19 protein-coding genes are annotated in these 25,023 nt (G+C 67.7%); 5 read left to right on the top strand and 14 right to left on the bottom strand.

What is annotated here, in order from left to right; all coding sequences use genetic code 11:
• Position 1: 1 nt before the first annotated feature.
• On the bottom strand, positions 2 to 1,777 hold the full coding sequence (locus tag M3G03_RS00095) for a long-chain fatty acid--CoA ligase (RefSeq protein WP_259807180.1): 1,776 nt from the start codon (positions 1,775 to 1,777) through the stop codon (positions 2 to 4).
• A gap of 73 nt (positions 1,778 to 1,850) precedes the next feature.
• On the opposite strand from M3G03_RS00095, the gene M3G03_RS00090 reads away from it, so the two are divergent.
• A complete protein-coding gene (locus M3G03_RS00090) occupies positions 1,851 to 2,651 on the top strand; it encodes a deoxyribonuclease IV (protein WP_259807179.1) in 801 nt (266 codons plus the stop codon).
• A gap of 22 nt (positions 2,652 to 2,673) precedes the next feature.
• Here the strand turns inward: M3G03_RS00090 and M3G03_RS00085 are convergent, their stop codons facing one another.
• A complete protein-coding gene (locus tag M3G03_RS00085) occupies positions 2,674 to 4,095 on the bottom strand; it encodes a DUF418 domain-containing protein (protein ID WP_259807178.1) in 1,422 nt (473 codons plus the stop codon).
• A gap of 131 nt (positions 4,096 to 4,226) precedes the next feature.
• Here M3G03_RS00085 and M3G03_RS00080 point away from each other — a divergent pair, with 131 nt between their 5' ends.
• Positions 4,227 to 6,101, top strand: coding sequence for a long-chain fatty acid--CoA ligase (locus M3G03_RS00080; protein WP_259807177.1), 1,875 nt, complete (start codon positions 4,227 to 4,229; stop codon positions 6,099 to 6,101).
• Positions 6,102 to 6,177: 76 nt separating this feature from the next.
• Here the strand turns inward: M3G03_RS00080 and M3G03_RS00075 are convergent, their stop codons facing one another.
• From M3G03_RS00075 to M3G03_RS00045, 7 genes are all read right to left on the bottom strand, one after another.
• Positions 6,178 to 6,696, bottom strand: coding sequence for a TM2 domain-containing protein (locus tag M3G03_RS00075; RefSeq protein WP_259807176.1), 519 nt, complete (start codon positions 6,694 to 6,696; stop codon positions 6,178 to 6,180).
• Positions 6,697 to 6,821: 125 nt separating this feature from the next.
• Positions 6,822 to 7,625 (bottom strand): Sir2 family NAD-dependent protein deacetylase, encoded by an 804-nt coding sequence (locus M3G03_RS00070; protein WP_259807174.1) that lies wholly within the window; start codon positions 7,623 to 7,625, stop codon positions 6,822 to 6,824.
• A 12-nt stretch (positions 7,626 to 7,637) separates the two neighbouring features.
• Positions 7,638 to 9,596, bottom strand: a complete 1,959-nt coding sequence (locus tag M3G03_RS00065) for a penicillin-binding transpeptidase domain-containing protein (protein WP_259807172.1) — start codon at positions 9,594 to 9,596, stop codon at positions 7,638 to 7,640.
• Between the two features lie 292 nt (positions 9,597 to 9,888).
• The gene (locus M3G03_RS00060; protein WP_259807170.1) at positions 9,889 to 11,175 is read right to left on the bottom strand and encodes a citrate synthase; all 1,287 of its coding nucleotides are present in this window, start codon (positions 11,173 to 11,175) and stop codon (positions 9,889 to 9,891) included.
• A 172-nt stretch (positions 11,176 to 11,347) separates the two neighbouring features.
• On the bottom strand, positions 11,348 to 12,463 hold the full coding sequence (locus M3G03_RS00055) for a serine/threonine-protein kinase (RefSeq protein ID WP_259807168.1): 1,116 nt from the start codon (positions 12,461 to 12,463) through the stop codon (positions 11,348 to 11,350).
• Positions 12,456 to 12,905, bottom strand: a complete 450-nt coding sequence (locus tag M3G03_RS00050) for a DNA-binding protein (RefSeq protein ID WP_259807166.1) — start codon at positions 12,903 to 12,905, stop codon at positions 12,456 to 12,458. The genes M3G03_RS00055 and M3G03_RS00050 overlap by 8 nt, the downstream gene beginning before the upstream one ends.
• Positions 12,906 to 12,962: 57 nt before the next feature.
• Positions 12,963 to 13,577 carry a TetR/AcrR family transcriptional regulator gene (locus M3G03_RS00045; protein ID WP_259807164.1) on the bottom strand — a complete coding sequence of 205 codons (615 nt, stop codon included), beginning with the start codon at positions 13,575 to 13,577 and terminating at the stop codon, positions 12,963 to 12,965.
• A 261-nt stretch (positions 13,578 to 13,838) separates the two neighbouring features.
• Here M3G03_RS00045 and M3G03_RS00040 point away from each other — a divergent pair, with 261 nt between their 5' ends.
• Positions 13,839 to 14,507 (top strand): VIT family protein, encoded by a 669-nt coding sequence (locus M3G03_RS00040; RefSeq protein WP_259807162.1) that lies wholly within the window; start codon positions 13,839 to 13,841, stop codon positions 14,505 to 14,507.
• A 117-nt stretch (positions 14,508 to 14,624) separates the two neighbouring features.
• Positions 14,625 to 16,043 carry a class II fumarate hydratase gene (fumC, locus tag M3G03_RS00035; RefSeq protein WP_259807159.1) on the top strand — a complete coding sequence of 473 codons (1,419 nt, stop codon included), beginning with the start codon at positions 14,625 to 14,627 and terminating at the stop codon, positions 16,041 to 16,043.
• Between the two features lie 114 nt (positions 16,044 to 16,157).
• On the opposite strand, the gene M3G03_RS00030 is transcribed toward fumC, so the two are convergent.
• From M3G03_RS00030 to M3G03_RS00020, 3 genes are all read right to left on the bottom strand, one after another.
• The gene (locus M3G03_RS00030) at positions 16,158 to 16,766 is read right to left on the bottom strand and encodes a TetR/AcrR family transcriptional regulator (protein ID WP_259807157.1); all 609 of its coding nucleotides are present in this window, start codon (positions 16,764 to 16,766) and stop codon (positions 16,158 to 16,160) included.
• A complete protein-coding gene (locus M3G03_RS00025) occupies positions 16,763 to 17,335 on the bottom strand; it encodes a hypothetical protein (RefSeq protein WP_259807155.1) in 573 nt (190 codons plus the stop codon). The genes M3G03_RS00030 and M3G03_RS00025 overlap by 4 nt, the downstream gene beginning before the upstream one ends.
• Positions 17,336 to 17,464: 129 nt before the next feature.
• On the bottom strand, positions 17,465 to 18,748 hold the full coding sequence (locus tag M3G03_RS00020; protein ID WP_259807153.1) for a VCBS repeat-containing protein: 1,284 nt from the start codon (positions 18,746 to 18,748) through the stop codon (positions 17,465 to 17,467).
• Between the two features lie 470 nt (positions 18,749 to 19,218).
• Here M3G03_RS00020 and M3G03_RS00015 point away from each other — a divergent pair, with 470 nt between their 5' ends.
• Positions 19,219 to 21,603 carry a PQQ-like beta-propeller repeat protein gene (locus M3G03_RS00015; RefSeq protein ID WP_259807151.1) on the top strand — a complete coding sequence of 795 codons (2,385 nt, stop codon included), beginning with the start codon at positions 19,219 to 19,221 and terminating at the stop codon, positions 21,601 to 21,603.
• Between the two features lie 134 nt (positions 21,604 to 21,737).
• Here M3G03_RS00015 and M3G03_RS00010 read toward each other — a convergent pair whose 3' ends face one another.
• Complete coding sequence (locus tag M3G03_RS00010; protein ID WP_259807148.1) at positions 21,738 to 23,951, bottom strand: 6-phosphofructokinase; 2,214 nt, start codon at positions 23,949 to 23,951, stop codon at positions 21,738 to 21,740.
• Between the two features lie 37 nt (positions 23,952 to 23,988).
• Positions 23,989 to 24,990, bottom strand: a complete 1,002-nt coding sequence (locus M3G03_RS00005; RefSeq protein ID WP_259807145.1) for a nitronate monooxygenase — start codon at positions 24,988 to 24,990, stop codon at positions 23,989 to 23,991.
• Positions 24,991 to 25,023: the final 33 nt, after the last annotated feature.

Here is a 25,023-nt window from a genome sequence, read left to right as displayed (position 1 = left end):
CTCAGCGTGCCGGCGTCCCCGCGTACATCTGCTCGATCAGCTCCGCGAACCGGCTCTCGACCACCTTCCGCTTCACCTTCAACGTCGGCGTCAGCGTGCCGTCCTCCATCGTGAGCCCCTGTAGCAACCGAACCCGACGCACCTTCTCATGCCCGGGGACGCGGGACTGCAGCCGGCTCAACCGTTCGGTGACCTCCGACAGGATCCGCGGGTGCTTGAGCAGCTCACCCACCGTCTCCCAGGACAGCTGCATCGCCTGACCCAGTTCCTCCAGGGCCGGGATCGAGGGCTGCAGCAGCGCCGTCAGGTAGGGGCGGTTGTCGCCCAGCACCACGGCGTACTCGAACAGGGGGTCGGAGAGGATCAGCCCCTCGATCGGCTGCGGGGCGACGTTCTTGCCGCCCAGGGTGACGATGATGTCCTTGAGTCGGTCGGTGATCACCACATAGCCCTGGGTGTCGACGTAGCCGACGTCGCCGGTGCGGAACCAGCCCTCCTCGTCGAACATCGCGGCCGTCGCCTCGGGGTTGTTCCAGTAGCCCTTCATGATGTGGGGGCCCTTGAGCAGGATCTCCCCGTCGCGGCCAAGCCGAATCTCGGCCTCGGCGACCAGCTTGCCGACCGTGCCCAGCTTGAAACTGTCCTTCGCGAAGGCGGTCGTCATCGGGCCGGTCTCGGTCAGCCCATAGCCCTGGCCGAGCAGCATCCCGGCGGCGGAGAAGAACTCCTCGACCTCGATCCGCAGCGGCGCACCGCCGGAGATCAGCAGCGTCTTGCGACCTCCGACCGCCTCGCGGATCGCCCGCAACACCAGCTTGTCGGCCAACGGCAACTGGGCACGCCACCACCACGGCGGCGTGGAACCCTTGCGATGGTGGCGCTGGTTGCGTCCCCCGACGCGGAGCGCCCAGTCGAAGATCGCACGGTTGAGCGGTGACCCGGACGCCTTCTCGTGCGCCCCGGCATAGACCTTTTCGTAGAGCTTGGGCACCGAGATGATGGTGGTCGGACGCGCGAGCGGCATCAGCTCGGCCACGGTGCGCGGGTCCTCGCAGTAGGTGTTGGCCATGCCGCTGGCCATCACATAGAAGGTCCAGACCCTCTCCAGCGCATGGGCGAGCGGCAGGAAACTCAGGCTCGACTCGCCGGGCCCCAGGTGCCACAGGTCATCGATGGTGCGCAGCTGGTGCGCATAACCGCCGTGGGTGAGCATCGCGCCGCGCGGCGCCCCGGTGGTGCCGGAGGTGTAGATGATCGTCGCCACGTCATCGAGCGTCAGCGCGTCGCTGCGCCGGGCAACCTCATCGGACGCGTCGGGCGCGCGATCCATCAGTTCGACCAGGGAGTCGTAGCCGGGCACCCGGTCCATGGTGAGGATGTGGCGCATCATCGGCAGGTGGGCCTGGGCGAGCACGAAGGCCTCCCCACGCCCCGCCACGATGCAGTGGGTCGCCCCGGAATCGCGCAGGATGTGCTCGGCCTGGTCGACGTCAGAGGTTGCGAAGACCGTCACGACGATCGCGCCGATGCTGAGGATCGCCAGGTCTGCCAGCGTCCATTCGGGACGGTTGTTGGCGAAGATGCCGACGCGGTCACCGGGCTGGATGCCATCAGCCACCAGTGCGGACGCCAGCCGCTGCACCTCGGCATCGGCTTGGGCATAGGTCCAGGTCTGCCACTCCTCATCGCGGCGGACGCGCCAACAGAGGGCCTCGGGATGCTCCTGCGCGCTGTGGCGGAAGACCTGGGGCAGGGGTGCGTCGCGGAGGATGGCCATTCCCGCAGGCTACGCCACCGTAGGCGCCGCTGGCCCGCCAGCCCACCCGGGAGGGCGTGCCTAGACTGTCGGCATGGCTGAACCCGTGGCGCTCGGTGCGCATGTTGACCAGGACGACCCGATCGCCGAGGCGCTGGCCCGCGATGCCAGCGTGGCGCAGTTCTTCCTCGGGGATCCGCAGAGCTGGAAGGCCCCGAAGCTGGCCTACGCCGGTGGCGCGGAGGTGCTCAAGGGTGTCGCTGAGGAGGCCGGCGTCCAGCTCTTCGTGCATGCGCCCTATGTGATGAACGTGGCCAGCTCGAACAACCGCATCCGCATCCCCAGCCGCAAGCTGCTGCAACAGACCCTCACCCTGGCCGCCCAGATCGGGGCGAAGGGAGTCATCGTGCACGGCGGGCACGTCACTGCCGATGAGGACCCCCAGCTCGGCTTCGACAACTGGCGCAAGGCCATCGACGGACTGACCATCGACGTCCCGCTGCTGATCGAGAACACCGCTGGCGGCGCCAACGCGATGGCCCGGAAGCTGGAACGCATCGACCAGCTGTGGTCGACCATCGAGGGATCGGCCAATGCCGACCGCGTCGGCTTCTGCCTGGACACCTGCCACGCGCATGCCGGCGGCGAAGAGCTGGTTGGGCTGGTCGAGCGGGTCAAGGCGATCACGGGACGCATCGACCTGGTGCATGCGAACGATTCGCGCGATGCCTTCGATTCGGGCGCCGACCGGCACACCAACTTCGGGTCCGGGCAGTGCGACCCGGAGGGCCTGGTCGAGGTCGTGCGTGTGGCGGGAGCGCCGGTGGTGGTTGAGACCCCCGGTGGGGTGTCGGGGCAGTCGGACGACCTGGCCTGGCTGCGGGAACGCCTCTGAGAGTTGGTGGGGTTCCCGCCCTTCAGCGAGCAGGATCTCGCGGCCTCACCGGAGTTGCTGGAGCAGCCGGTGGCGCGCTGACGCTCGTCGCTTCGTGGGCAGCTGCCCACCCGGGTGGCGGGGGAGCCCAACCCTGTGGGGGCGTCCAGCTGGGTGGTGGGGGTGCCCCTGGGGCGTGGGCAGGCGGCAGCATCCAGCCCGCGGGCATCTCCCAGGGCATCAGTACCGGGGCGGTGACCGGCTGCGCGCGCGCCGGGATGCCGCCATAGGTGAGCCTGCGCAGGAGCAGCTCGAAGGGCCCTCGCCTGTTCCCGTGCCGCCGAAGCTGGTCGGCGATCACCACCGACACCAGCCAGACCGCGGCGGCAAACAGGAGCGAGGACCAGGTGGTCAGGCGTCCACCCAGACCCAGGCCCCAGGCAGACAGCACGGGCGCCATGATGATCGACTGCCACAGGTAGCAGCTCAGCGAACGCTGCCCGACGGCAGAGACTGCGAGCACCCAGGCAGGCCGACGGTCGGTGTAGCGGGTGGCCAGCAGGGCGAACAGGGCGGCATACCCCGGGCCGGCGATGGGGCCGACGAACATCTCCCAGGCCGTGAAGGTCCAGGGCGCGATGGAGGTCAGGACCCCGATCTGCTGCAGTGCCTGGGCCGCTCCCGCCGCCCAGCTGATCGGCAGGGTGAGGACGGCGATGGTCACCAACCGTCGGCGGTGCTGGGCCGCGTCCTCGAGCAGCCGAACGCGGGCAGCAACCCAGGACGCGAGCAGGAGCAAGGGAATCGTGAAGAACAGGCCCGCGACGGCGGCGGTCTCGGCCCAGATGACAGTCCGCGTGCGCATCGAGGCGACGTAGCTCGGTTCGCCTGCGGTGGACTGCGCGATGTCGAGGGGTTCCATGGTGCCGGGCCCGGCGAGGATGCCGATGACGACCACCAGCCCCGCCACCAGGGCGCCGAGGGAGCCGGGGATGATGAGCCACCACTTCAGCACCCCTGTGCGATGGCGGAAGAAGATCGCGCCGACGACCAGGCCGGCGATGGCATAGGACGTGAGCACGTCGCCGACGAAGAGCAGGATGGCGTGCGCGGCACCCAGACCGAACATCGCCCAGTGCCGCCTGGCCAACATGGTGCGGACGTCCTTGTCGGACAGCCCCTGACGGCGTCGGCTGGTGTAGAACTGCACCATCCCGTAGCCGAAGAGGAAGGCGAACAGCGGGAAGATCCGGCCGTCCACGAAGGTGATCATCAGTGCCTGCGCGACCTTGTCAGGTACCGAGCCCGGCTCGGGGTGGGCCCCGATGATGCCCCCGGGTCGGTCGTAGAGATACCAGGCCACATTCGCCAGCGCGATGAAGAGCAGCATCAGCCCGCGGGCAAGGTCCGGGGCAAGGCTGCGTGGGGGTCGCGCTGGGCAAATGGTGGGCGGAGCGTCGGTCACTGGGACAGCGTAGGCCGAGCGGTACAGGCATGGCGCAGCTGCAGGGCGTCGACGTTGTCCATGGCTACGTCACCTTTGCTCCTCGGCGACAGGCTACGCTGGCGTAAGTTACGTCGACCCAGGAGTGTCTGATGGCTGCAGAGAAGCAGACGAGCGCCGGCAAGCGCGTCCCCGGTGACAGCATCGAGGTCAAGCACCTCGACCGCCTGCTGAGCCACGTTGTGCACGTCCACGGCAACCGCCCCGCCACCCGCATCAAGACCGGCACGAGTGCCGATGGGACCCCGGAGTACAAGGTCCAGACCTATCGCGAGTTCGACGCGCGGGTCCAGTCCATCGCGCGTGCCCTCGTTCGTGACGGGATCCAGCGCGGGGACCGGGTCGCCCTGTTCGCCAACAACTGCCCCGAATGGAGCCAGATCGACTACGCCCTGGCCCGCATCGGCGGTGTCCCGGTGCCGATCTACGCCACCAGCACTCCTGAGCAGATTCGTCACATCGTGGCTGATTCGGACGCCCGGCTCATGTTCGTGGGCGGTGAGTCCGAACTGGGACGCGTCCGCGAGGCGCATGAGCAACTTCCGCACCTCGAACGCATCATCTCGCTGGGTGCGGTCACCGACGACACCCCAGAACTGGACCAGTGGCTGGTTGCCGAGGTCGATGGCGACCTGGACGCTGAAGTGGCCCGCCGCAGGGAACAGGCCGCCGGTGAGGACCTGGCGTCCATCATCTACACCTCGGGAACCACCGGCGAACCCAAGGGCGTCATGCTGACCCACGAGGCGCTGGTCGCCCAGATCGATGCCGTCTCGATGATGTTCGACATCCAGCCAACCGACCACTCGCTGTGCTTCCTCCCGCTGAGCCACGCACTGGAGCGAGCCTGGACCAGCGTCGTGCTGAGCCATGGCTGCCTGAACACCTACCTGCCCAATGCGCGCGAGGTCGCCGACGCCCTGATGGAGGTCCAGCCCACGCTGCTGGTGAGCGTCCCCAAGCTCTACGAGACGGTGTACAAGGTCGCCCGTGAGCGTGCTGCCGCGTCCCCGGTGAAGAAGACGGTCTTCGACTGGGCGCTGCGGGTCGGTGGCCAGAACCAGCGCCAGTACCGCAAGGGACGCACCCCCTCCACGCTTCTGCAGACCCAGCGCGCCCTCGCCGACAAGCTGGTGCTCAAGAACATCCGCCAGGCGATCGGCGGGCCGAAGGCCGTGATGGCCTGCGGTGGTGCCCCGATCCGCAAGGAGGTGGAGGAGTTCTTCTCCGCGGCCGGCCTGCCGATCCAGGTCGGCTACGGTCTCACGGAGGCCTCGCCGTTGGTGAGCTTCAACTCCAAGCAGGACTTCAAGATCGGCACCGCGGGTCGTGTCATGCACGGCGGCGAACTGGCGATCGGGCAGGACTCGGAGATCCTCTACCGCGGCCCGAACGTGATGAAGGGCTACTGGAACAACCCCGAGGCCACCGCTGAGGCGCTCAAGGACGGTTGGCTGCAGACCGGGGACGCCGGCTACGTCGACGTCGACGGTTTCCTGGTCATCACCGACCGGATCAAGGACATCATCGTCACCCTCGGCGGCAAGAACGTCGCCCCGCAGCAGATCGAGGGGCTGCTGCTGGCCGATCCGCTGTTCGAGCATGCCGTGCTCATCGGTGAGGGACGCCCCTTCCTGACGCTCCTGGTGCGTCCCTCGCTGCCCCAGCTGAAGGACCTCGCCGCGAAGCTCGGGGTCACCTCAGAGAAGGATGAGGATCTGGCCAACGATCAGCGCATCCTCGACGAACTGCGTGCCCGGGTGGCGAAGGTGACCGAGAAGCTGCCCAGCCAGGAGCAGATCAAGGACCTACGGACCTCACTGGAGGAGTTCTCCATCGAGAACGGGCTGCTCACACCGACCCTCAAGGTGCGCCGGCGTGAGGTGGAGAAGAAGTTCGCCACCATGATTGACGACATGTACGCCAAGCTCGCCGAACGGCGCAAGCATGGCGGAGAGCACAAGTAGCAGGACCGCGGCCCCAGGCCCGGGGGCTCGTGCCCCCGCAGCTCAGGGGCCCCCCGCAGCTCAGGGGCCCCGCAGCTCAGGGGCGCAGTACTCGACCCTGGGCGTCCTTGGGGGAGCTCGAGGTCAGGGTCACGATGCCGTCGATCAGCGGCCAGATCGAACCGATGCCGAAGGTGAGCCACGTGGCGGCGATCTGGCCCAGGGCGATGCCCCAGTGGCCGGTGTAGAACCGACCCACGCCCAGACTGCCGAGGAAGATGTTCAGCAGTCCGGCGGCGAGCTTGGACTTGTCGCTGTAGGGAAGGCCGGTCATGGGGTCGACGCCGTAGGGGGCGGGAACGCCTGAATACCCCATCGGCGCTCCGTAGGCCTGACCATAGGGATCGGGCGCGTAACCCTGCATCGGCTGCTGGTAGGGCTGGGTGTTGCCGTAGGGCTGGGTGTTGCCGTAGGGCTGGGTGTTGCCGTAGGGCTGGGCCGCAGATCCATAGGAGCCAGGCGAGGCCTGGTAGTACGGGTCCTGACCAGGCAGCTGCTGGGTGGGCGGGTAGTACTCCCCGGCGGACGGGTTGTTCTCGGGCTGCCAGGTCGACATGGGGCTCTCCTCAGGTGGCTGTCTGCGACAAGGGTAGCGGCGGGTCAGTCCTCTTCAGCATCCTGTATCCGCTCCACCTCAACGAACGCCTGCCCGGGCAGGCCGATCGCCCGATCGGCGCGGGCTCAGCCCAGGCCGAGCAGGGCGGGGACGACCTCCTGCACGTCCCGGTGAACAGCGGCCTGGACAAAGTCGTCGTACTGGGTCTCGTCGCGGTTGAGGATCACCACCGGCTTGCCATTGGCGATCGCGAAGGGCACCAGGCCCGCCACGGGGAAGACGCTGAGCAGGGTGCCGACGGTGACCAGCACGTCGGCATCCTCGACAGCAGTCGCGGCGGCGTCCATCACCTCAGGACGCAGTGGCTCCTCGAACAGGATCGTCGTTGCGCGCAGGATCCCGCCACAGTCGTGGTCCTCGATGGTCTCGCGGCAGTGCGGGTCGAGGTCACCGGCCCGGACCCGCGTGATGACATCCCAGGTCTCCTGCTCGGCGCCGCAGCGCTCGCAGCGAGTGATCCGGGCATTGCCGTGGACTTCGTGCACCAGCCCGTCGGAATTGCCGGCCACCTGGTGCAGCCCATCGGTGTTCTGGGTGATGATGCCCGTGACGCGCCCCGCCTTCTCGGCGGCAGCGATGGCCCGGTGGGCCGGGGTGGGTTCGGCGCCCCAGAGGCCCTCGGCCTGGCGCAGCTGCCAGGCCGCCCGGCGGACCTCGGACTCGCCGAGATAGCGCGAGAGGGTGGACGCCGCTTCGGCAGCCGGGTCCAGCGTCCACACGCCCTGGGGGCCGCGGAAGTCGGGGATGCCGGCAGAGGTGGAGATGCCCGCCCCGGTGAGGAAGGCGATCCGATCAGCCTCCCCGATCAGGGAGGTGGCGGCGACCAGGGCCCGGTGCTCACGGTCACTGGTGATGTCTGCGGAGTCCATGACGATTCCTCCTCAGTTGTCCAGGAACTTCGACAGGATCGGGCCGGCGGTGCTCGACCCGGACTGGCCCTCGGCGACCATGACGGCGACGGCCAGGTCGCCCTTGTAGGCGATCATCCAGGCGTGCGTCTTGGGCGGGGTCTCATTGCCGAACTCGGCGGTGCCGGTCTTGGCCCCATCGGCCTTCGAGCCCAGGAAGCGGGCAGCGCCCTCCTGGACGGTGGCCTGCATCATCAGGCGGAGCTGCTCGGCCTCGTTCGCCGTCAGTGGCTCGGCGGTGGCCTTGGGGGTCTTGCCCTTGATCAGCCACGGCACCACCGTCGTGCCGCCCGCGACCGATGCGGCGACCGCAGCCATCGCCAGCGGGGAGGCCTCGATCTGGCCCTGTCCGATGGTGTTCGCCGCTGCCACGACGGGATCATCGGTGGTGGGGACCGATCCGTAGAAGACCGGGAACCCGGCGTCGAAGTCGACGCCCATCCCAAGCGATGCGGCCGCCGACTTCAGGGCGTCCTTGGGGAGCTTGGCGGCCTGCCCGATGAAGGCGGTGTTGCAGCTGTATGCGAGCGCCTCGGCGAGGGTGACGGTGCCCAACTTGCTGGTGGGGTAGTCGTTGTAGTTCTTGAAGGTGCGCCCGTTCACGGTCAGGGTCGCCGGGCAGGAGACCCGCGTCCCGGCGCTCATGCCCTGGCGCACCATCGCGAGGGCGGTGACGACCTTGAACGTCGAGCCGGGCGCGTAGCGTCCAAAGGTGGCGTCGGGGTTGGCCGGACGCGCCGTGGAGTTCGCGGCAGCCAGGATCTCACCGGTTGTTGCGTTGATGGCGACCACGGAGGCGACCTGGTCGACGCCCTCCAGGGCCTGCTCGGCCTTCTTCTGCTGCTCGGTCGACAGGGTCAGCTGCAGCGACTTCCCGGCGCTCTTCTCGGTGGAGAAGACGGTGATGTCGACGTGGTCGGAATCCTTGGGAGCGGACTTGCGCTTGACCAGGGTGATCACCTCACCCGGGGTGCCACGGAGCCAGGCGTCGTAGCGCTTGGACAGGCCGCTCTGACCGACCTGGTCACCGGGCTGGAAGAGGTTCTTGGACGCCTTCGCCTGCTCCGGGGTGGCCTCGCCCACCGAGCCGAGGATGGACTCGGCGAACCCGGGGGAGATCGGTCGGGTGCGGGTGATGTCGACCGAGACCACGCCGGGGGTGTTGATGGCCGTGCTGGTCATCTCGTTCATCGAGATGGTCTTGGCGATCACGAAGGCCTTCTCGCCGGCGGACTGGACCTTCGTGTCGTACTCGGCCGGGTCGATCTTGAGCTCGGTGGCAAGCTGCCGGGCCGAGGAGGACCACTTGTCCTTGCCGAGGTTGGCCTTGTCGATGCCGACCTGGACCAGGTTGCGCTCCTCCATGAGCGCCTTGCCGTCGCGGTCAAGGATCGGCTCGCGCGCAGGAAGCTCTCGGGTGTGGCGCATGCGGGAGTGGTCGGTCAGCTGGGGGTGGACGATGGTGGGCTTCCAGACGATGTACCAGGTTTCGTCGACCAGGTTCATGGACGCCTCGGTGTCGAAGGTCCAGGTCTTGCCCCCGATCTGCCAGGTCTGCTTCAGCCCCGCGGTGGCCAGCCCCTTCCCCCTGTAGGCGACGCCCTTCAGATCGACCTTCACGGGACGGATGCCGTCCATGCCGGCCATGATCACTGTGTAGTCGTCGATGGCCGCTTGGGAGGCCGTGGCCTGGTCGCCGACAAACTTCACCGCGGTCAAGTTGCCGCTGACAAGGGCCTTCGCCAAGTCGGTGGCGCTGGGTGCGGCGTCGGGTTCTCCTGCCGGGGGACGCCCCTGACCCCCCTGGCTCTTCCCACCAGTCGACTCGGGCCCGAGCTTGCTGCACCCGGCCAGGCCCAGGCTGAGGATCATGGCGAGGCCGAGAAGGAGGGGGGTGAGCGCGCGCGGCAGGCGTCCGAGTGAGGTGGCCATGGGTCCTCCGTGGTGCCGGGGGTGGTGGGCGGTCTGGTGCCACCCTAGCTCCCGGGTGGGACACGACTGGGAGTCCACCGGCCCCACCCGGGTCCTCGCCGCCCCCTCCCCGCGTGCCCGCCGCCCCTACCCGCGTTTGCCCGCCGGGCATGCTCCTGCCCTGGACATATCGCGGGCGGTCGCATGGGACTCGTGCAAACGCGTCATGGCCGGGGGATGTGGAACGGCGAAGGGCTCCGCCCAGGTGGACGGAGCCCTTCAGGTCGGGGCGCTCAGTTCGACGAAGGCACGGTCAGCGCTCGTCGATCGGCTTGTAGTTGCGCAGCGCCTCGCCGGTGTAGACCTGACGCGGGCGACCGATCTTGCGCTTGGGGTCCTGGCCCTCCTCGCGCCACTGGGCGATCCAGCCGGGGAGGCGGCCGAGAGCGAACAGCGCGGTGAAGTAGGTGGCGGGGAAGCCCATCGCCTCGTAGATCAGGCCGGTGTAGAAGTCGACGTTCGGGTAGAGCTTGCGCTCGATGAAGTACTCATCGTTCAGCGCGGTCTCCTCCAGCTCCAGGGCCATGTCGAGCAGGGCGTTGGACTTGCCCGAGGAGCGCAGCAACTCGTCGGCGTGGCCCTTGATGATCTTGGCGCGCGGGTCGTAGTTCTTGTACACGCGGTGGCCAAAGCCCATCAGGCGACGGTTGGACTTCTTGTCCTTGACCTGCGAGACGAAGGTCTTGGTGTCGATGCCCTCGGCCTTGATCTCGGCCAGCATCTCCAGCACCGCCTGGTTGGCGCCGCCGTGCAGCGGGCCGGACAGGGCGTTCACACCGGATGAGATGGACGCGTAGATGTTGGCATCCGAGGAGCCCACCATGCGAACGGTCGAGGTGGAACAGTTCTGCTCGTGGTCGGCGTGCAGGATGAACAGGGTCTCGAAGGCGCGGACGACGGCCGGGTCGAGGCTGTACTCCTCCATCGGGGTGCCGAAGGAGAGGCGCAGGTAGTTCTCGACGTAGCTCAGCTTGGCCTGGGGGTAGAGGAAGGGCTGGCCCACCGAGGACTTGTACGCGTAGGCAGCCAGGGTCGGCATGGAGCCCAACAGGCGGTAGGTGCACTCCTCGACGTCCTCGGGGCTGTGCGGGTCGATGCGGGCGCGGTTGTAAGCACCGAGACCGAGGACGCCGGCAGCCAGCACCATCATCGGGTGGGCGCCCCGGGGGAAGGCGCGGTAGAGCTCGCGCAGGCGCTCGTCGATCATCATGCGGTCGTTGATCTGCTCGGTGAACGCGTCCAGCTCGTCCTGGGTTGGCAGCTCGCCGTAGATGAGCAGGTAGGCAACCTCGAGGAAGGTGGCCTCGGCAGCCAGTTGCTCGATCGGGTAGCCGCGATAGCGCAGGATGCCCTGGTCACCATCGATGAACGTGATCGACGACTGGCAGGACGCGGTGTTCACAAAGCCGACGTCCAGGGACACCTTGCCCGTGGTGGCCAGGATCTTGGACGCGTCGAAGCCGTCCTGTCCCTCGGTCGCCGGGACGATGGGCATCTCGAGGGATGCTTCGCCGACGTTCAGAACTGCGGCATCGGTCATGGGTCGGTTCCTCCTTGAAGCGAGTTGACCTGTCACGTCATCCGTCACGGCATGCGTTGTGGACGGAGGCAGGTGGGCCCAGACTATACGGTCACCCCTCGGGCTCGAAAGTCTTGACCTCAAGAGATGAGTCCCGTCATCGGAGCGGGCCCTCGCACCCTCGCCGCAATCCTCAGCCGAGTACGGCCATTGCCACCAGGGCCACGACCACCGCGAGCCCGCCCGCGACCAATGTCACAGCAAGCGCGGTTCTGCGTCGGGACACACCGGGCCGGGCTGCCGGAAGCGCCACAACCGAGGCTGCCGGTGCGGTCGTGAGGGGCGTCGCTGCGGGATCAGCAGGGGAGTCCGGCGGTGGTGCCAGGGGAAATGGGGTGTGGGGATTGCCTGGCATCTGGGAGAAAGGGGTGTGAGGAAGGGGGGTCGGGGCTGGCGCCCTGCGACGGAGCACCCGCCTGGTCGGCTCCAGGTCGGTCGGGGAGTCGGGGAGCTGGTGGAAGACCTCGATGTCGTCCTGTTCCACCCACCCATGACGCGGGTCCTCCAGCGCCTGTCGCGCCTCTGCGACGCCGGGACGCCGGGCGGGGTCCTCCTGGATCAGCAAATCGAGCAGGCGCCACAGCTCGGGGTCGGCCTGCGGAGGGCGATCCGGCTCCGGGTCCCCCGGCACATGTCGGACGCCGGTGAGCAGCTCGCGGCCCACCATTCCCACCGCGTAGACGTCCTGCGCGGGGCTGGGTTCTGCCCCCAGGCGGAGCTCTGGAGCCAGGTAGGAAGGTGTCCCCACCACCGTGGACCGTGTGGTCAGCCGCACACCGTCCTCGGGCAGCGCGACACCGAAATCGCTGAGCCGAAGCCGGGGACGTTCGAACCCGGTGGCGTCCAGCAGAAGATTCTGGGGCTTCACGTCGCGATGGATGATGCCGGCGGCGTGGACGGCGGCCACACCCTCGAGCAACTGGCGAAGGAGTTCGGCGGCGTAGCGGGTGGGTAGGGGGCCGTAGTCCCCGACCAGGGTGGCGACCGAGCCGCCGTCGACCAACGGCATCGAGAAGAGCACCCGGCCGTCGGCTGCTGCCCAGCCGAGCGGGGTCAGCACGTGGGGATGATGGATCCGCATCCCCTGCTCGCGCATGAATCGCATCAGGCCCGACGCATGTGACTGCGTCAGGACCTTGACCGCCACCACCTCGTGGGTGCGCAGGTCTCGGGCCCGCCAGACCTCTCCCATGCCACCGGACGCGAGCGCGTCGAGCAACTGGAAGCGTCCGGCGACCACATCAGCCATGGCTTGCCGCACGCCTCAACAGGGTGGCCAGCGCGGGGGAGTGGATCTCGGAAGCTCGGGCGGCAGCCAGAAGCGCATCGGGGGAGCCGGCGATGGCGCGCAGCTGGTGGATGAGCGGATCGCTGGTGGTGCTGGTGGTGATGGTCGCCGAGGTGGAGGCGATCTGCTCGATCTGGCGCTCGACCTCGTCTGGTTTCAGGGTGGCGGCCACGCCGCAGAGGTCCAGCAGGGACTGCAGGCGGGCCACTGCCTGCGGGTTGCCGATCTTCACCCGACGCCCGGACGCCAGCTGGGACAGCATCGGGGCGCTCATCCCCAGCACGTCGGCCAGCCGGCCCTGGTTGATGCCCAGGGCAGTGGTCACGTCACGGACCACCTCGCCCAAGGGGCGCCCGTAGAGGCTGATCTGCTGCCGGACGTTCGCCGCGACCTGTTCGTCCACGTGTTCACGCTAGCGCAGGGATTGGGCGCCGGGGCGATTGTTCGGCCCAGCGCCGGGTCAGGACGCCAGTGTCTCCCCGGCGGCGTCCAGTGCTGCCAGCTCCTTGCGTCCCTTCTCGGTCACATGTGCCGAGATCAGGTCGATGAGCAGCAGGCGGAACTCGGGGTCGCTGCCCATGCGTCCGCTGCCCTCGAGCCGAAGGAAGCCGTGCACTCCGGAATGGAGGTGGCGCAGGATGCGCTTGCGGTCGCCGTGGAGCAGCCCTTGTTCCATGGCCTCGCTCACGGTCCGGCGGAAGGGGATGGCGATCTCCTCCTGGGCGGCGAGCAAGTCGTCGGAGTGGTGTTCGCCGGTGAAGACGATGCGGAACATGCCGGGGTTCTCCACGGCGGAGCGACGGTAGCCGAGCCCCTGGTTCATTAGCCGCAACAGGAGGTTGTCGTCGGTGGCAGCGAGCAGGGCGTCGCGCAAGGAGTGCGCTGAGCGCAGGGCGACCGCGTCCACGAGGGCCTGGCGCGAACCGAACAGCGAGTAGACGGCGGTGGTGGAGGTTCCCACGGACTTGGCGAGAGGGCGCAGGGCAAAGTCGCCGCCGGAGGAAGAGATCATCCGGGAGGCGGCTTCAAGGAGCCGCTCCTTGAGCCGTTCATCGTGGAGGCGAGGGCGAGGCATTCCTGAGATGCTACAGCTGGCAATTGCGGCCTCAGGCTGGGAACACCGTCAATCATGGCAAACACCCCCTTTCGGGCTGGTGTTTTTCACGCGCAGGGGTGGTGAAAGCGTGACGAGGGTTAGCTCTTAGGGCCGCCTATCCTTGCTGGAGACCAGCTCTGACACGGGGTAGACCTTGCTGTCATGGAGACAGCGGAGATTCCCATTGGCCAGACCCGGGCCGGGTCCGAGGTGGCTGGGGCCGGGGCTGAACAGCAGAGCATGAGCCAGAAGCTGAACTGGCTCCGCGCCGGGGTGCTCGGCGCCAACGACGGGATCGTGTCGGTCGCGGCCGTCGTGGTGGGCGTGGCCGGTGCCACCTCGTCCCACAGCGCCATCGCCACTGCCGGTATCGCGGCGATCGTCGGTGGTGCCATCTCGATGGCGCTGGGGGAATACGTTTCGGTGTCCAGCCAGTCTGATTCCGAGCACGCGATGATCGCCCGTGAGCGCCGCCGGCTGACAGACAACCCTGCTGAGGTCGAGCGTGACCTGGCCGGCCTCTTCGAGGAGCAGGGTCTGGAACCCGCGACAGCCCTCAGGGCCGCCGGCCAAACCACTCGCAAGGATCCCCTGGCCACCTCCCTGCGACTGCTGCACGGCGTCGACATCAACGACGTCGTCAGCCCGTGGAATGCTGCCATCGCCTCCTTCGCAGCCTTCGCGCTGGGTGCGGCGATCCCACTGCTGGCCATCCTGCTGCCACCCGCCGGCCTGCGGGTTCCGGTCACCTTCGCGGCTGTGCTGCTGGCGCTGGGGATCACCGGCACCATCTCGGCGCGCATCGGGGACGCCCCGGTCGCGCGTGCCGTGTTGCGCCTGGTGGTGGGGGGTGCGGCGGCGCTGGGGATCACCTGGGGTGTCGGCGTCCTGTTCGGCACCCAGATCTGAGGACGCGCCCGGACGCGGCGTCCCCAGCCTGCGCGGGAAGGGGCGACGGTGAGGGTGCTGTTCCCAACCTCGGACCCCCGCTGATCGGCCCACCCCCGACCCAATAGGCTCGGGGGCATGACTACTCGTGTCGAGAAGGACTCCATGGGCCCCATTGAGGTGGCCTCCGACCGCTACTGGGGCGCCCAGACCGAGCGCTCCCTGCACAACTTCGACATCGGCCGCGACACCTTCGTGTGGGGCCCCTCGATGATTCGTGCCCTCGGCATCCTGAAGAAGAGTGCCGCCCAGGCCAATGGTGAGCTGGGCGAGCTGCCGACGGATGTCGCCGACCTGATCGTTCAGGCCGCCGACGAGGTGATCGCCGGCAAGCTGGACGACCACTTCCCGCTCGTCGTCTTCCAGACCGGGTCCGGCACCCAGTCGAACATGAACTCCAACGAGGTGATCAGCAACCGCGCCATCGAGCTCGCCGGTGGCGAGATGGGCTCGAAGGCCCCGGTCCACCCCAACGACCACGTCAACCGTGGCCAGTCCTCCAATGACACCTTCCCCACCGCCATGCACATCGCTGTGGTGATGGACCTCACCGAGCGCCTCTACCCCAAGGTCGCCGAGCTGCGTGACTGTCTGGCCGCCAAGGCCGAGGAGTACAAGGACGTCGTGATGGTGGGCCGCACCCACCTCCAGGACGCCACCCCGGTCAAGCTCGGCCAGGTCATCGCCGGCTGGGTCGCACAGCTCGACTTCACCCTCAACGCCGTCCACCAGGCCGACGAGGGCGCCCGCGAGCTCGCCATCGGCGGCACCGCCGTGGGCACCGGCCTCAACGCGCACCCCGACTTCGGAAAGCTGACCGCAGAGAAGATCTCCGCCGAGGCGTCCAAGGTTCTGGGCACGGAGCTCACGTTCGTGCAGGCGCCCGACCTGTTCGCTGCGCTGTCGGCCCACGACGCGCTGGCGGAGGTCAGCTCTGCGCTGCGCAACCTGGCCATGGCGCTGATGAAGATCGCCAACGACGTGCGCTGGTACGCCTCCGGCCCCCGCAATGGCATCGGTGAGCTGGTCATCCCCGAGAACGAGCCCGGCTCCTCGATCATGCCCGGCAAGGTGAACCCCACCCAGTCCGAAGCCATGACCATGGTCGCCACCCGCGTCTTCGGTAACGACGCCACCGTCGGTTTCGCCGCCAGCCAGGGCAACTTCCAGCTCAACGTGTTCAAGCCCGTCATGGCCCACGCCGTGCTGGAGTCGATCCGCATCATCTCCGATGCCTGCCATTCCTTCACCGTGAACTGCGCGGTGGGGATCGAGCCGAACATGGAGCGCATCAACGCGAACCTGGAGAGCAACCTGATGCTGGTCACCGCGCTGAACCGCCACATCGGTTACGACAAGGCCGCCGCGATCGCCAAGAACGCCCACAAGAAGGGCATCTCCCTCAAGGAGTCGGCGCTCGAGTCCGGCGAGCTGACCTCCGAGGAGTTCGACCAGTGGGTCGTCCCCGGTGACATGACCGCCCCCTCGAAGGGCTGATCCACGCCGCACGCTGCAACGACCGGCCGCTCCCAGGTGGGGCGGCCGGCTGCTTGTCATGGTCAGCTGGGCCCTACCGCGATGTGCTGCCGCAGCGGCAGCACATCGTGGTAGTCACGGCAGCAGCTGGCGCCCCAGCAGGTCGGCGAGCCACTGCGCGATGTGCTCGTCATCCCACCCGCAGGACGCCGCAGTCAGGTAGACCTCCAGTCCGGTGAGGATGAACAGTTCGTCGGCGGCCCGGTCCGCATCAATGCCGGGTCGCAGTTCTCCCCGGACGGCCATCTGCTCGGCGAGTGCCCGCACGCCTGCGCGCCGGTGCTGGTCGCCCATTTCCTTGAGCTCGCGCATCGCGGGGTCCGCGGACGCCTCCTGCATCAGGCTTGCCAGCCGGCGTGCAGGCGCCAGCATGGCCACCGACCAGCCTGCCCAGGCGACCAGACGCTCCCGGCCGCTGGGCGCAGAAGCCACTCGTTGGCGCCAGCCCTCGGCGTCCGCGGTGGTTTCGAGCTGCTGCAGCAGGGCCAGCAGGATGCCGCTCTTCGAGCCGAAGTGGGTGTGGATGGTCTGGGATGTGGTGCCCGCCGCCCGTGCGATAGCAGTCAGGCTGGTCCCGCGAAATCCTCCGGCCAGAAAGAGGGGCAGAGCTTCGGCGAGGATCCGCTCGCGAGTACGGGCGCTCTGCGCCTCGCGGGCCGCCGAACGGTAGGGGCGTGGGCTCATGCAGGCACCGCCGGTGCGTGTCGGCCAGCGGTGGCGAGCCCGTGGATCACCGACAGGAAGAGCACGACCCCGGAACCCACGCCCGCGATGGCCGAAATGACCCACGGCTCGCTGCCTGAGGCCAGCAGCACCAGCCCGGTCAGACCGAGCACCATGAGCGCCAGGCCGATCCAGAGGTGGACCGGTTCCTTCCAGAGGCGCGCCAGGGGCAGGAAGTGAAGGCCCACGATGGTGGCAACCCAGGCAACGCCACCGTCGGCGTGGCCCAGGTGGCGCAGCACCTGGAGGCCGCCGAACAGCAGGATGGCCTCCCCGAGGACGATCAGCCAGTAGCGGCGATCGAAGGCATGGGGGTGCACTTCGGCGTCGGTTGCGTGGAGGAGCGGACCACGACGGGCGACCACCAGACCGACGGCGGCGAGGATTCCGACGACGGCCAGGGTCATCGAGGCGGCTCGCCCCCAGCCGGGCAGTCGGGAGCCGTTCACCAGTACGAAGACGAGGCCGAACGGAATCGCGATGGTGGACCCGATGAGGGCACCCGCAGGTCGGAAGGTGGATTTCGCCATGCCTCGACACTAGTAAATTGACTTGATTCCAGTCAAGTGAAAAGTGCGGCGCCAACCCAAGGGGCCCGAGGCGCGGGTGAACGCCTCGGGCCCTGCGGGGTGGAACGGGTGGCAGTACCTGGCCGGTGATCAGGCGATGGTCTCGAAGCCAGTCCAGCCGTGGCCGATCTGCTTCTTCGTGCCCCAGCGGCTGGCACCAAGGTTGGCGTAGAAGTAGAGCTTGGCGTCATTGCCGATGCCGACCATGTCGCGGCGTCCGTCCTGGTTCATGTCGCCAGGGCTGAAGGCCAGCTTCATCTGGTTCCAGCCGTGGCCCACTTGGCGGGTGCTGGTGATGGCGCCGCTGCGATTGAGGGTGTAGCGCATCAGGCGGCCGTCGGTCGTGGTGGCGAGCAGGTCGGGGATGCCGTCACCGGAGAAGTCGCCGACCGAGAGGATGCGGTTGACGCCCTGCCAGTTCCAGCCCACCACCGTGGTGTTGCGGATGCCGGTGGGGGACAGGGTGTAGCGCACCAGCTGGTTCCTGGAGTTGCGTCCGAACAGTTCGGGCCATCCGTCGCCGGTGACGTCATCAACGACCAGCATCAGGCTGTTGCCCTGGAAGCCCTGGCCGACGATGCGCGAGTCGCCTGCGCGGCCCCTGCCCATCATCTTCTGCAGGAACATGGTGCCATGGGTGTCACGGATGAGCAGGTCGGTCGCGCCGTTCTTGTCGATGTCGGGCAGCTTCGCGACGAAGTTCATCGTGGTGGGGTAGGGCAGGTTGTGCTTCAGGACGCCTTGGGTGACCAGCATCGGACCGGTGTTGGTCTGATAGGTGATCAGGGAGTTGCTCTTCAGGCCGATGATGTCAGCGCGCTTGTCGCCGGTGACGTCACCGTGGTAGCCGGAGGCGCCGTCCGACTTCGCGTAGCCCACCTTGAAGATGGCCTCCCATTCGGTGGCTGGCAGGATGTCGACGCGCTTGTTGGTCCAGTTGTCGTAGAAGGCGAGCTGGGCTGGCTCCTTGCCCGTATTCACCAGGGAGCCGGTGGCGCAGGTCCCAGGGGCCAGCCACCGGTTGGCCAGGCCCTTGTAGATGTAGCCGCCGTGCGGGTTGTAGAACCGGGTGTCGTAGTTGGCGACGGTGTAGCTGAAGGTGTCCGGGCCGACCCAGCGCTTCTCGGTGCCGAGATTGCAGATCTTCACCTTGGTCTCGTAGATCGAGGCGTCGCCCACCTGGGTGGGGTAGTCAACGTGCAGTCGGACCAGGCCGACATCGCGAGTGTCGCCGAAGTTGATGTGGGGAACCGATCCGGGCTGCGGGGGCAGTGCCTGGGCGGGAGTCGAGGTGAGGGCGCCAGCGGCGGCCATGCCGGCTGCGATGGACAGGGTGGCGATGCGGCGCGCCACTCGTCGGTGGGTGGTGTTCATCGAAGTGCCTTCCTGGTTGAGCGTGAATTGCCGTCCTGATCATCAAGACGCCGGCCGGGCACGGAAGGTTGCCTCCCCGATGAAGGATCTTGTGCGCGCTCGGCGCTGACCCCTGCCATCCCATGCCGTCGCCCCACCGGTGTGCGGCGTCCCGTCGAGTACGGGCGCTCTGCGCCTCGCGGGCCGCCGAACGGCAGGGGCGTGGGCTCATGCAGGCACCGCCGGTGCGTGTCGGCCAGCGGTGGCGAGCCCGTGGTGTCACGGATGAGCAGGTCGGTCGCGCCGTTCTTGTCGATGTCGGGCCACTCGAGGTCCTGGGTAGTAAGCGATCGTACTGGCAGGCGCCGTTGCGCCGTCTGGGGGTATCAACCCTAGAGAAAACCCTTTCAGCGCTCCCAGAATCGTGTTAAGTTGCCAGCAACCGACAACTCCGGCTCACAAGGACGTGCCGGCAGGAGAGTGAGGACACTATGACCGCCACCAGATCTCTACGATGGTCCAGAGGGCTGACCGCCGGAATGCTCATCGGTGCTCTATTGGGGCTCGGCGGCATCGCCGCGAAGGCCGAGGAGACCCCCGACATCCCGAAAGAGGCCACCAGCCTCGGCGAGCCGTTGATGGATGTCAACGCGGTTGGTGGTGCTGTCCACACCGGAGCAGACGGCCTACCCAAGTTGTACACCGCTGTCAGCGGCGATCCGGCCCAGCTGGTGATCGTCGACCTGCGCTCCAATGAGGTGACCAATGCCATCGACATCCCCGGTGCTTCCAGCTCGTACTCCGTCGTGGTGACGGACGACGGAGACGTGTACACCTCGACCAACACCAACGGGCACCTCTACCGCCTGCGAGCCGGCAGCGACAAGTTGGAAGATCTGGGCTCGGTGGGCAAGGGGCAGACCTTTGCCTGGGACATCACCGTTGGCGACGACGGCAAAATCTACGGCAGCACCTTCCCGGGCGCTGAGCTGTATTCCTTCGATCCGGCGACCGACAAGTTCCGCCACTACGGACAGATCACCGATGCCAGCGAACAGGGCCGGACGCTGGCCGCCCGCGACGGCAAGATCTACTACGGAACGATGGCGCCCGCCCTGCTCTGGAAGATCGATGCCGAGACCGGGGAGAAAACGCAGCTGGAGTTGCCCGAGTCCATTGACGACGCCAATCCTCTGATGTCGGTCTTCGACATCAACTTCTCTGGCGATGACCTGTTCGTGCGCATCGGCACCGACATCAAGTATGCCCCCCTGTTCATGTACGACGTCGAAGCCGGAGCTTGGGGCGAGCACAGCATCGACATGGTGGCCGGCCTTGAACTGCCGAAGCCGGGCAAAGACGGCGAGATCTACGTCGTACGCAAAAACGAGCTGACCGCTTGGAACCCCCATACCGGAGAAATCAGTGGCACGGGGCTTCGCTATGAGGGCCGTGTCTACAACTACCGCGGGGTCGGCTGGGCGGACCTGGATGACCCGGCATGGCCCGGCCAGACCCTCGTCGGCCTGTTCTGGCGCGGTGAGGTGTTTCGTTACAATCCGCAGACAGGGAAATCCACAGCAAGCCTCATCGGTGTCCCCGGTGGCACGCAGAACGTCCTCTCCGTCGAAGGGTCCAGCGACGGTCACATTTGGGCTGGCGGCTATCTTGCCGGCTTCGCCCACGTCAACAAGGACAACGGCCAGACCGCCTTTCGGCGCTTCGCTCAGTCCGAGGTGCTCCTCGACGACGGCGATCGCCTCTACATTGGGACCTACCCTGATGCCCGCGGCTACTCCTACGATCCAAAAAAGCCTCTGCACCCACTGGCCACGAGCCAGCCGGATCTGAACCCGGCGCGGCTATGGGACTTCAAGGAGTACGCCGGCACCGAACAGGACCGCATCTTTGACTTGGCTCGGGTTGGCAACAGGATCATCGGCGCTACCGGTCCCAAGCTCACGAACTTCGGTGGCGCCCTGGTGGTATCAGGCGGAGAAGGCACCGAGCCGCGGGTGATCGAGCCCATCTCGGAAAACCGTGCAGTGACTTCTCTCGATGGCGTCGGCTCCGTTGTCTACGCAGCAACCTGGATCTACGGAGGCACAGGCAGCCCCACACCGCCGCAGAGCGAGGGCACCGTGCTGGCCTACGACCTCGACGCGGACAAGGTGCTGTGGGAAGTCTCGCCCGGCGACGGCCATCCGGCCTTCTTGGGCACGACTCTGACGGCCGACGGCAACCTGTGGGTTGTGGGTGGAGGCAGCCTCTACAAACTCTCCACCAAGGATGGGTCCGTCCTCGAGCAGCTCCGTCTCACCGAGGATCCCGCTATGGGCCGCCCGACGTGGCCCGCGCCCGTCGCCGAAATCAAGCTGGATGGAACCACCGGCCTTCTCTATGTGAAGGTGGGCGGCAACCTCTACCGCGTCGATCCCGCCACCGGAGAATACGAGTCCTTCGGCAAGTTCCCCTATCGCACGTTCGACGTCTTGAACGACGGCAGCATCGCCATGGCCTCCGGCACTTTCCTCTACCGCTGGATCCCACCCGTCCCCGCTGGTGGAGGGGAGCCCACACCGACGCCTACCCCGTCGCTTCCGAGTGAATCCCCGGGTACCGGAGGGTCCACACCGGCGCCTACCCCGTCGGTTCCGAGTGAATCGCCGGGTACCGGAGGGTCCACACCGGCGCCTACCCCGTCGGTTCCGAGTGAATCGCCGGGTACAGGAGGGCCCACACCAACGCCTACCCCGTCGGTTCCGAGTGAATCGCCGGGTACAGGAGGGCCCACACCAACGCCTACCCCGTCGCTTCCGGGCGAGTCCCCGGGTAACGGCAAGCCCCGTCCCGGCCTGCCGAACTCAGGAAACTGATCGGCCAATGATGTTGCCAGTCCGCTTGATGCGGGCTGGCAACATCGTCGTTCACGACGAGTCGCGAAGCAGGCCAGGTGGCACGGTTCGTTCGCAACACCCGTGTGTGCAAAGCAAATCCACGCGAGAGGGGGTCATCCCGCGACTGCCCGCTGCACCTTTCGCAGCTCCAGCCACCACTGCTTTCGCGGGCGCCGGTGCTTCTCGTCGATGAAGTCGTGCATGTGTTGCAGCGGTGCCTTCTCGATCCGGGACGCCACCAGCCCGATGTACCAGGACTCCGGCTCGTCACTCGCCAGTTCCTCGGCCAGGATGTCGAGGCCCCTGGAGACCAGGCGGGTGGCATGGAGGCGGTCGAAGGGGGAGGGGGAGCCGCCCTGCTGGATGTGGCCGAGGATGGACTGGCGCACGTCGTACTTGTGACCGCCGGCCTCCTCCAACAGCCGGGCGATGAAGTCGGTGGTGAAGTGCACATTGGCGTTCTCATTGCGGATCGCCAGGAAGAGCTTGCGCCCGGTGGAGAACTCCTCGTTCAGCCAGTGCACGTCCTCATTGAGCTGGTCGAGGGTGATGCCCTCCTCGTTCAGGTAGACCCGTTCGGCCCCGCCGGCCAGGCCGCTCATCAGCGCGAGGTAGCCGCAGTATCGTCCCATCGTCTCGACTACGAAGCAGCGCTGGGCTGCCGAGCCGGACATCTTGACCTTGTCGAGGGCGTCGGTGATGACGTTCAGGGCCGTGTCGGGGCCGATGGCCAGTTCCGAGCCGGGAAGGTTGTTGTCGATCGAGGCGGGGATGCACAGGATGGGCAGCGTGAACGCTGGGTAGCGTCCGCGTTCATTGTGGATTCGCCAAGCCCCCTCGTAGGCGTTGAAGCCGCCGATCACCATCAGGGCGTCCACCTGGTGCTCCTCCAGGGAACGGTTGATCGCGTAGAGGTCCTCCACTTCGGGAACCGTGCGGCGGGTGCCGAGCACCGCCCCACCCTCGCCGACCAGGCCGTCCACTTCCCGCCAGGTCAGCTCACGCACCAGCCCCTCGCGAAGCCCGTCGAAGCCGTTCTCGACCCCGAGCATCGTGAACCCGCGTTGGATGCCCAGTCGGACGGCCGCCCGGGTGGCCGTGTTCATGCCCGGGGCCAAGCCGCCGGCGTGCAGGATCGCGATCCTCTTGGACCCTGGCATGGGTTCAGTGCGCAACGTCGTGGAGAGTTCCTTGTGGATGCGCACTGAGTTCACGAAGCTGCTGCCTCGCAGTTCCATGGCGCCGGCATAGTCCTGCGCGGCGATGAGTTTGGGGACCTCACGGGTCTGGGCCACGGACTCGCGCAGGCTGATGGCGGCGGTCCGGTTGCCGCGGACACCCATCACCTTCGGCTCGGTCTCGGGGCCTGCCCCCAGCACCTCCTGGACCGCCTCGTAGCCCAGCCAGGTGCTGGCCCAGCGGTCATAGGCGCTGGGCGCGCCGCCGCGCTGGACGTGGCCCAGGATGGTGACGCGGGCGTCCTCGTTGAGCCGATCCTTGATGGTGTCGGCGATCTCCTGGGAGGTGATGCGGTTGCCCTCCAGGTCCTGGGCACCCTCGGCGACCACGATGATGGAGTCGCGACGCCCGGCCTCGCGGGCGCGGACCAGACCCTCGCACATGGACTCGCGCCAGTTCGGCGGCGGCGGGTTCTCGGGGATGAACACGTAGTCACAGCCGCCCGCGATGGAGGCCATCAGGGCCAGGTAGCCGCAATGGCGTCCCATCACCTCGACGACGAAGCGGCGCTGGTGGCTGGCTGCGGTGCTGCTCAGCGCGTCGGTGGCCTCGATGATGCGGTGCAGGGCGGAGTCGGCGCCGATGGTCATGTCGGTGCCGACCAGGTCGTTGTCGATCGAGCCGACCAGCCCGGCGATCATGAGGGCTGGGTAGCGGGAGGCCAGTTCGGCGTCGATCTGGCCGGCCTCGACCAGTTCCTGGAGCAGCTCACTCCACTCCTGCCGGAAGGCGTCCAGTCCGGAGAGGGAACCGTCGCCCCCGATCACCACGAGACGGTCGATGCCGCGCTCGACCAGGTTCTTCGCGGCCTGGCGGCGTCCCCAGCGTTCGCGGAAGTCCATCGAGCGGAAGGTGCCGATCACGGTCCCGCCCCGGTGGAGGATGCTGCCGACGTCGTCCCAGCCGAACTGGCGGATGCCGTCGCCGCCCTCGATCATGCCCTGGTAGCCCTCATAGATCGCGAAGACATCGGCGCCGGCGGTCAGAGCGGAGCGGACCACGGCCCGCACGGCGGCGTTCATGCCCTGCGCGTCGCCCCCGCTGGTGAGGATGCCCAATTTGGGCCGGACTGGAGTCTCGATGGCCACCCCTCCATCCAACCAAATCCGGTGCTGCGCCACGCCGTCAGGGCAAGAGATCTGCGATCACCTCGCCGGCCGGGACGGCACGGGCCTGCAGATGCCCGGTTCCTGCCCACAGCTGCTGGTGTTCCGGGTCCTGGGCGTGCTGGGCCGCGGCCCGAATGGACGCGGTGAGTTGGGCGACCTGTGGATAGGCTCCAGGCGCTTGCGCGTGGTGGGCATCGGTGAACTGATTGCGGATCGCCCGCGCCCAGCGTCCGCTGAAGCACCGGGTCACCAGCGTCTCGCGCTCCCAGGCGAGGGCGTCCTTGTGCACCTGCTGGGCGCCCGACTCGGGGGTGCGCAGCAGCAGCGTGCCGATCTGGACGCCCTGGGCGCCGGCTCGCAGCAGTTCGGTGATGTCCTCGCGTCCGCGAATGCCTCCGGCGGCGAACAGGGGGAGGGGGACCAGTTCGGCGATGCTGGCGACCAGTTGCGGGAGCGGGGTCTGGTCGGGGTTCACGCCGGGGCGCTGGGTGCCACGGTGGCCGCCGGCATCCGGGCCCTGGACGACAAGCCCATCGACTCCTTGGCTCCAGGAGGCAATGGCCTCGGCCGGATTGGTGACCGTCGCCCAGACCGTGGAGCCGGCGGTGGTCAGGCGTTCGATGACCTCGCGGGCGGGCATGCCGAAGGTGAAGGAGACCACCTCGATGCCCTCGGAGGCGAGGAGTTCGACCTTGGCGGGGTAGTGGTCGTCGACGTCCCAGTTCGACTGGCCGACCTCAACCCCGAAGCGAGCGGCAGTCTCGGCAAGCTCGTCGCGATAGGGCTCCAGGTTGACCGGGGGCTCGGGATTGGGGACGAACAGGTTCACGCCGAACCCTTGGTCGGGGCCGAGTTCTGCCTTGAGCTCCGCGATCTGCGCGGCGAGGGCGTCAGGGGTCTTGAGGCCCCCAGCCAGGAAGCCGAACCCTCCCGCTCGGGTCACGGCAGCGACCAGGGCAGGGGTGCTCGGGCCTCCCGCCATCGGGGCGGCGACCACGGTCGGCGGGGGAGTCCTCATGGCCTCCAGCCTATGCAGCCCGGGGGTGCACGA

The organism is Aestuariimicrobium sp. p3-SID1156 (assembly GCF_025144225.1).
Lineage (GTDB): Bacteria > Actinomycetota > Actinomycetes > Propionibacteriales > Propionibacteriaceae > Aestuariimicrobium.
Note: the sequence above shows the minus strand (reverse complement) of the source record. Positions and strands in the feature narration are given on the sequence as shown.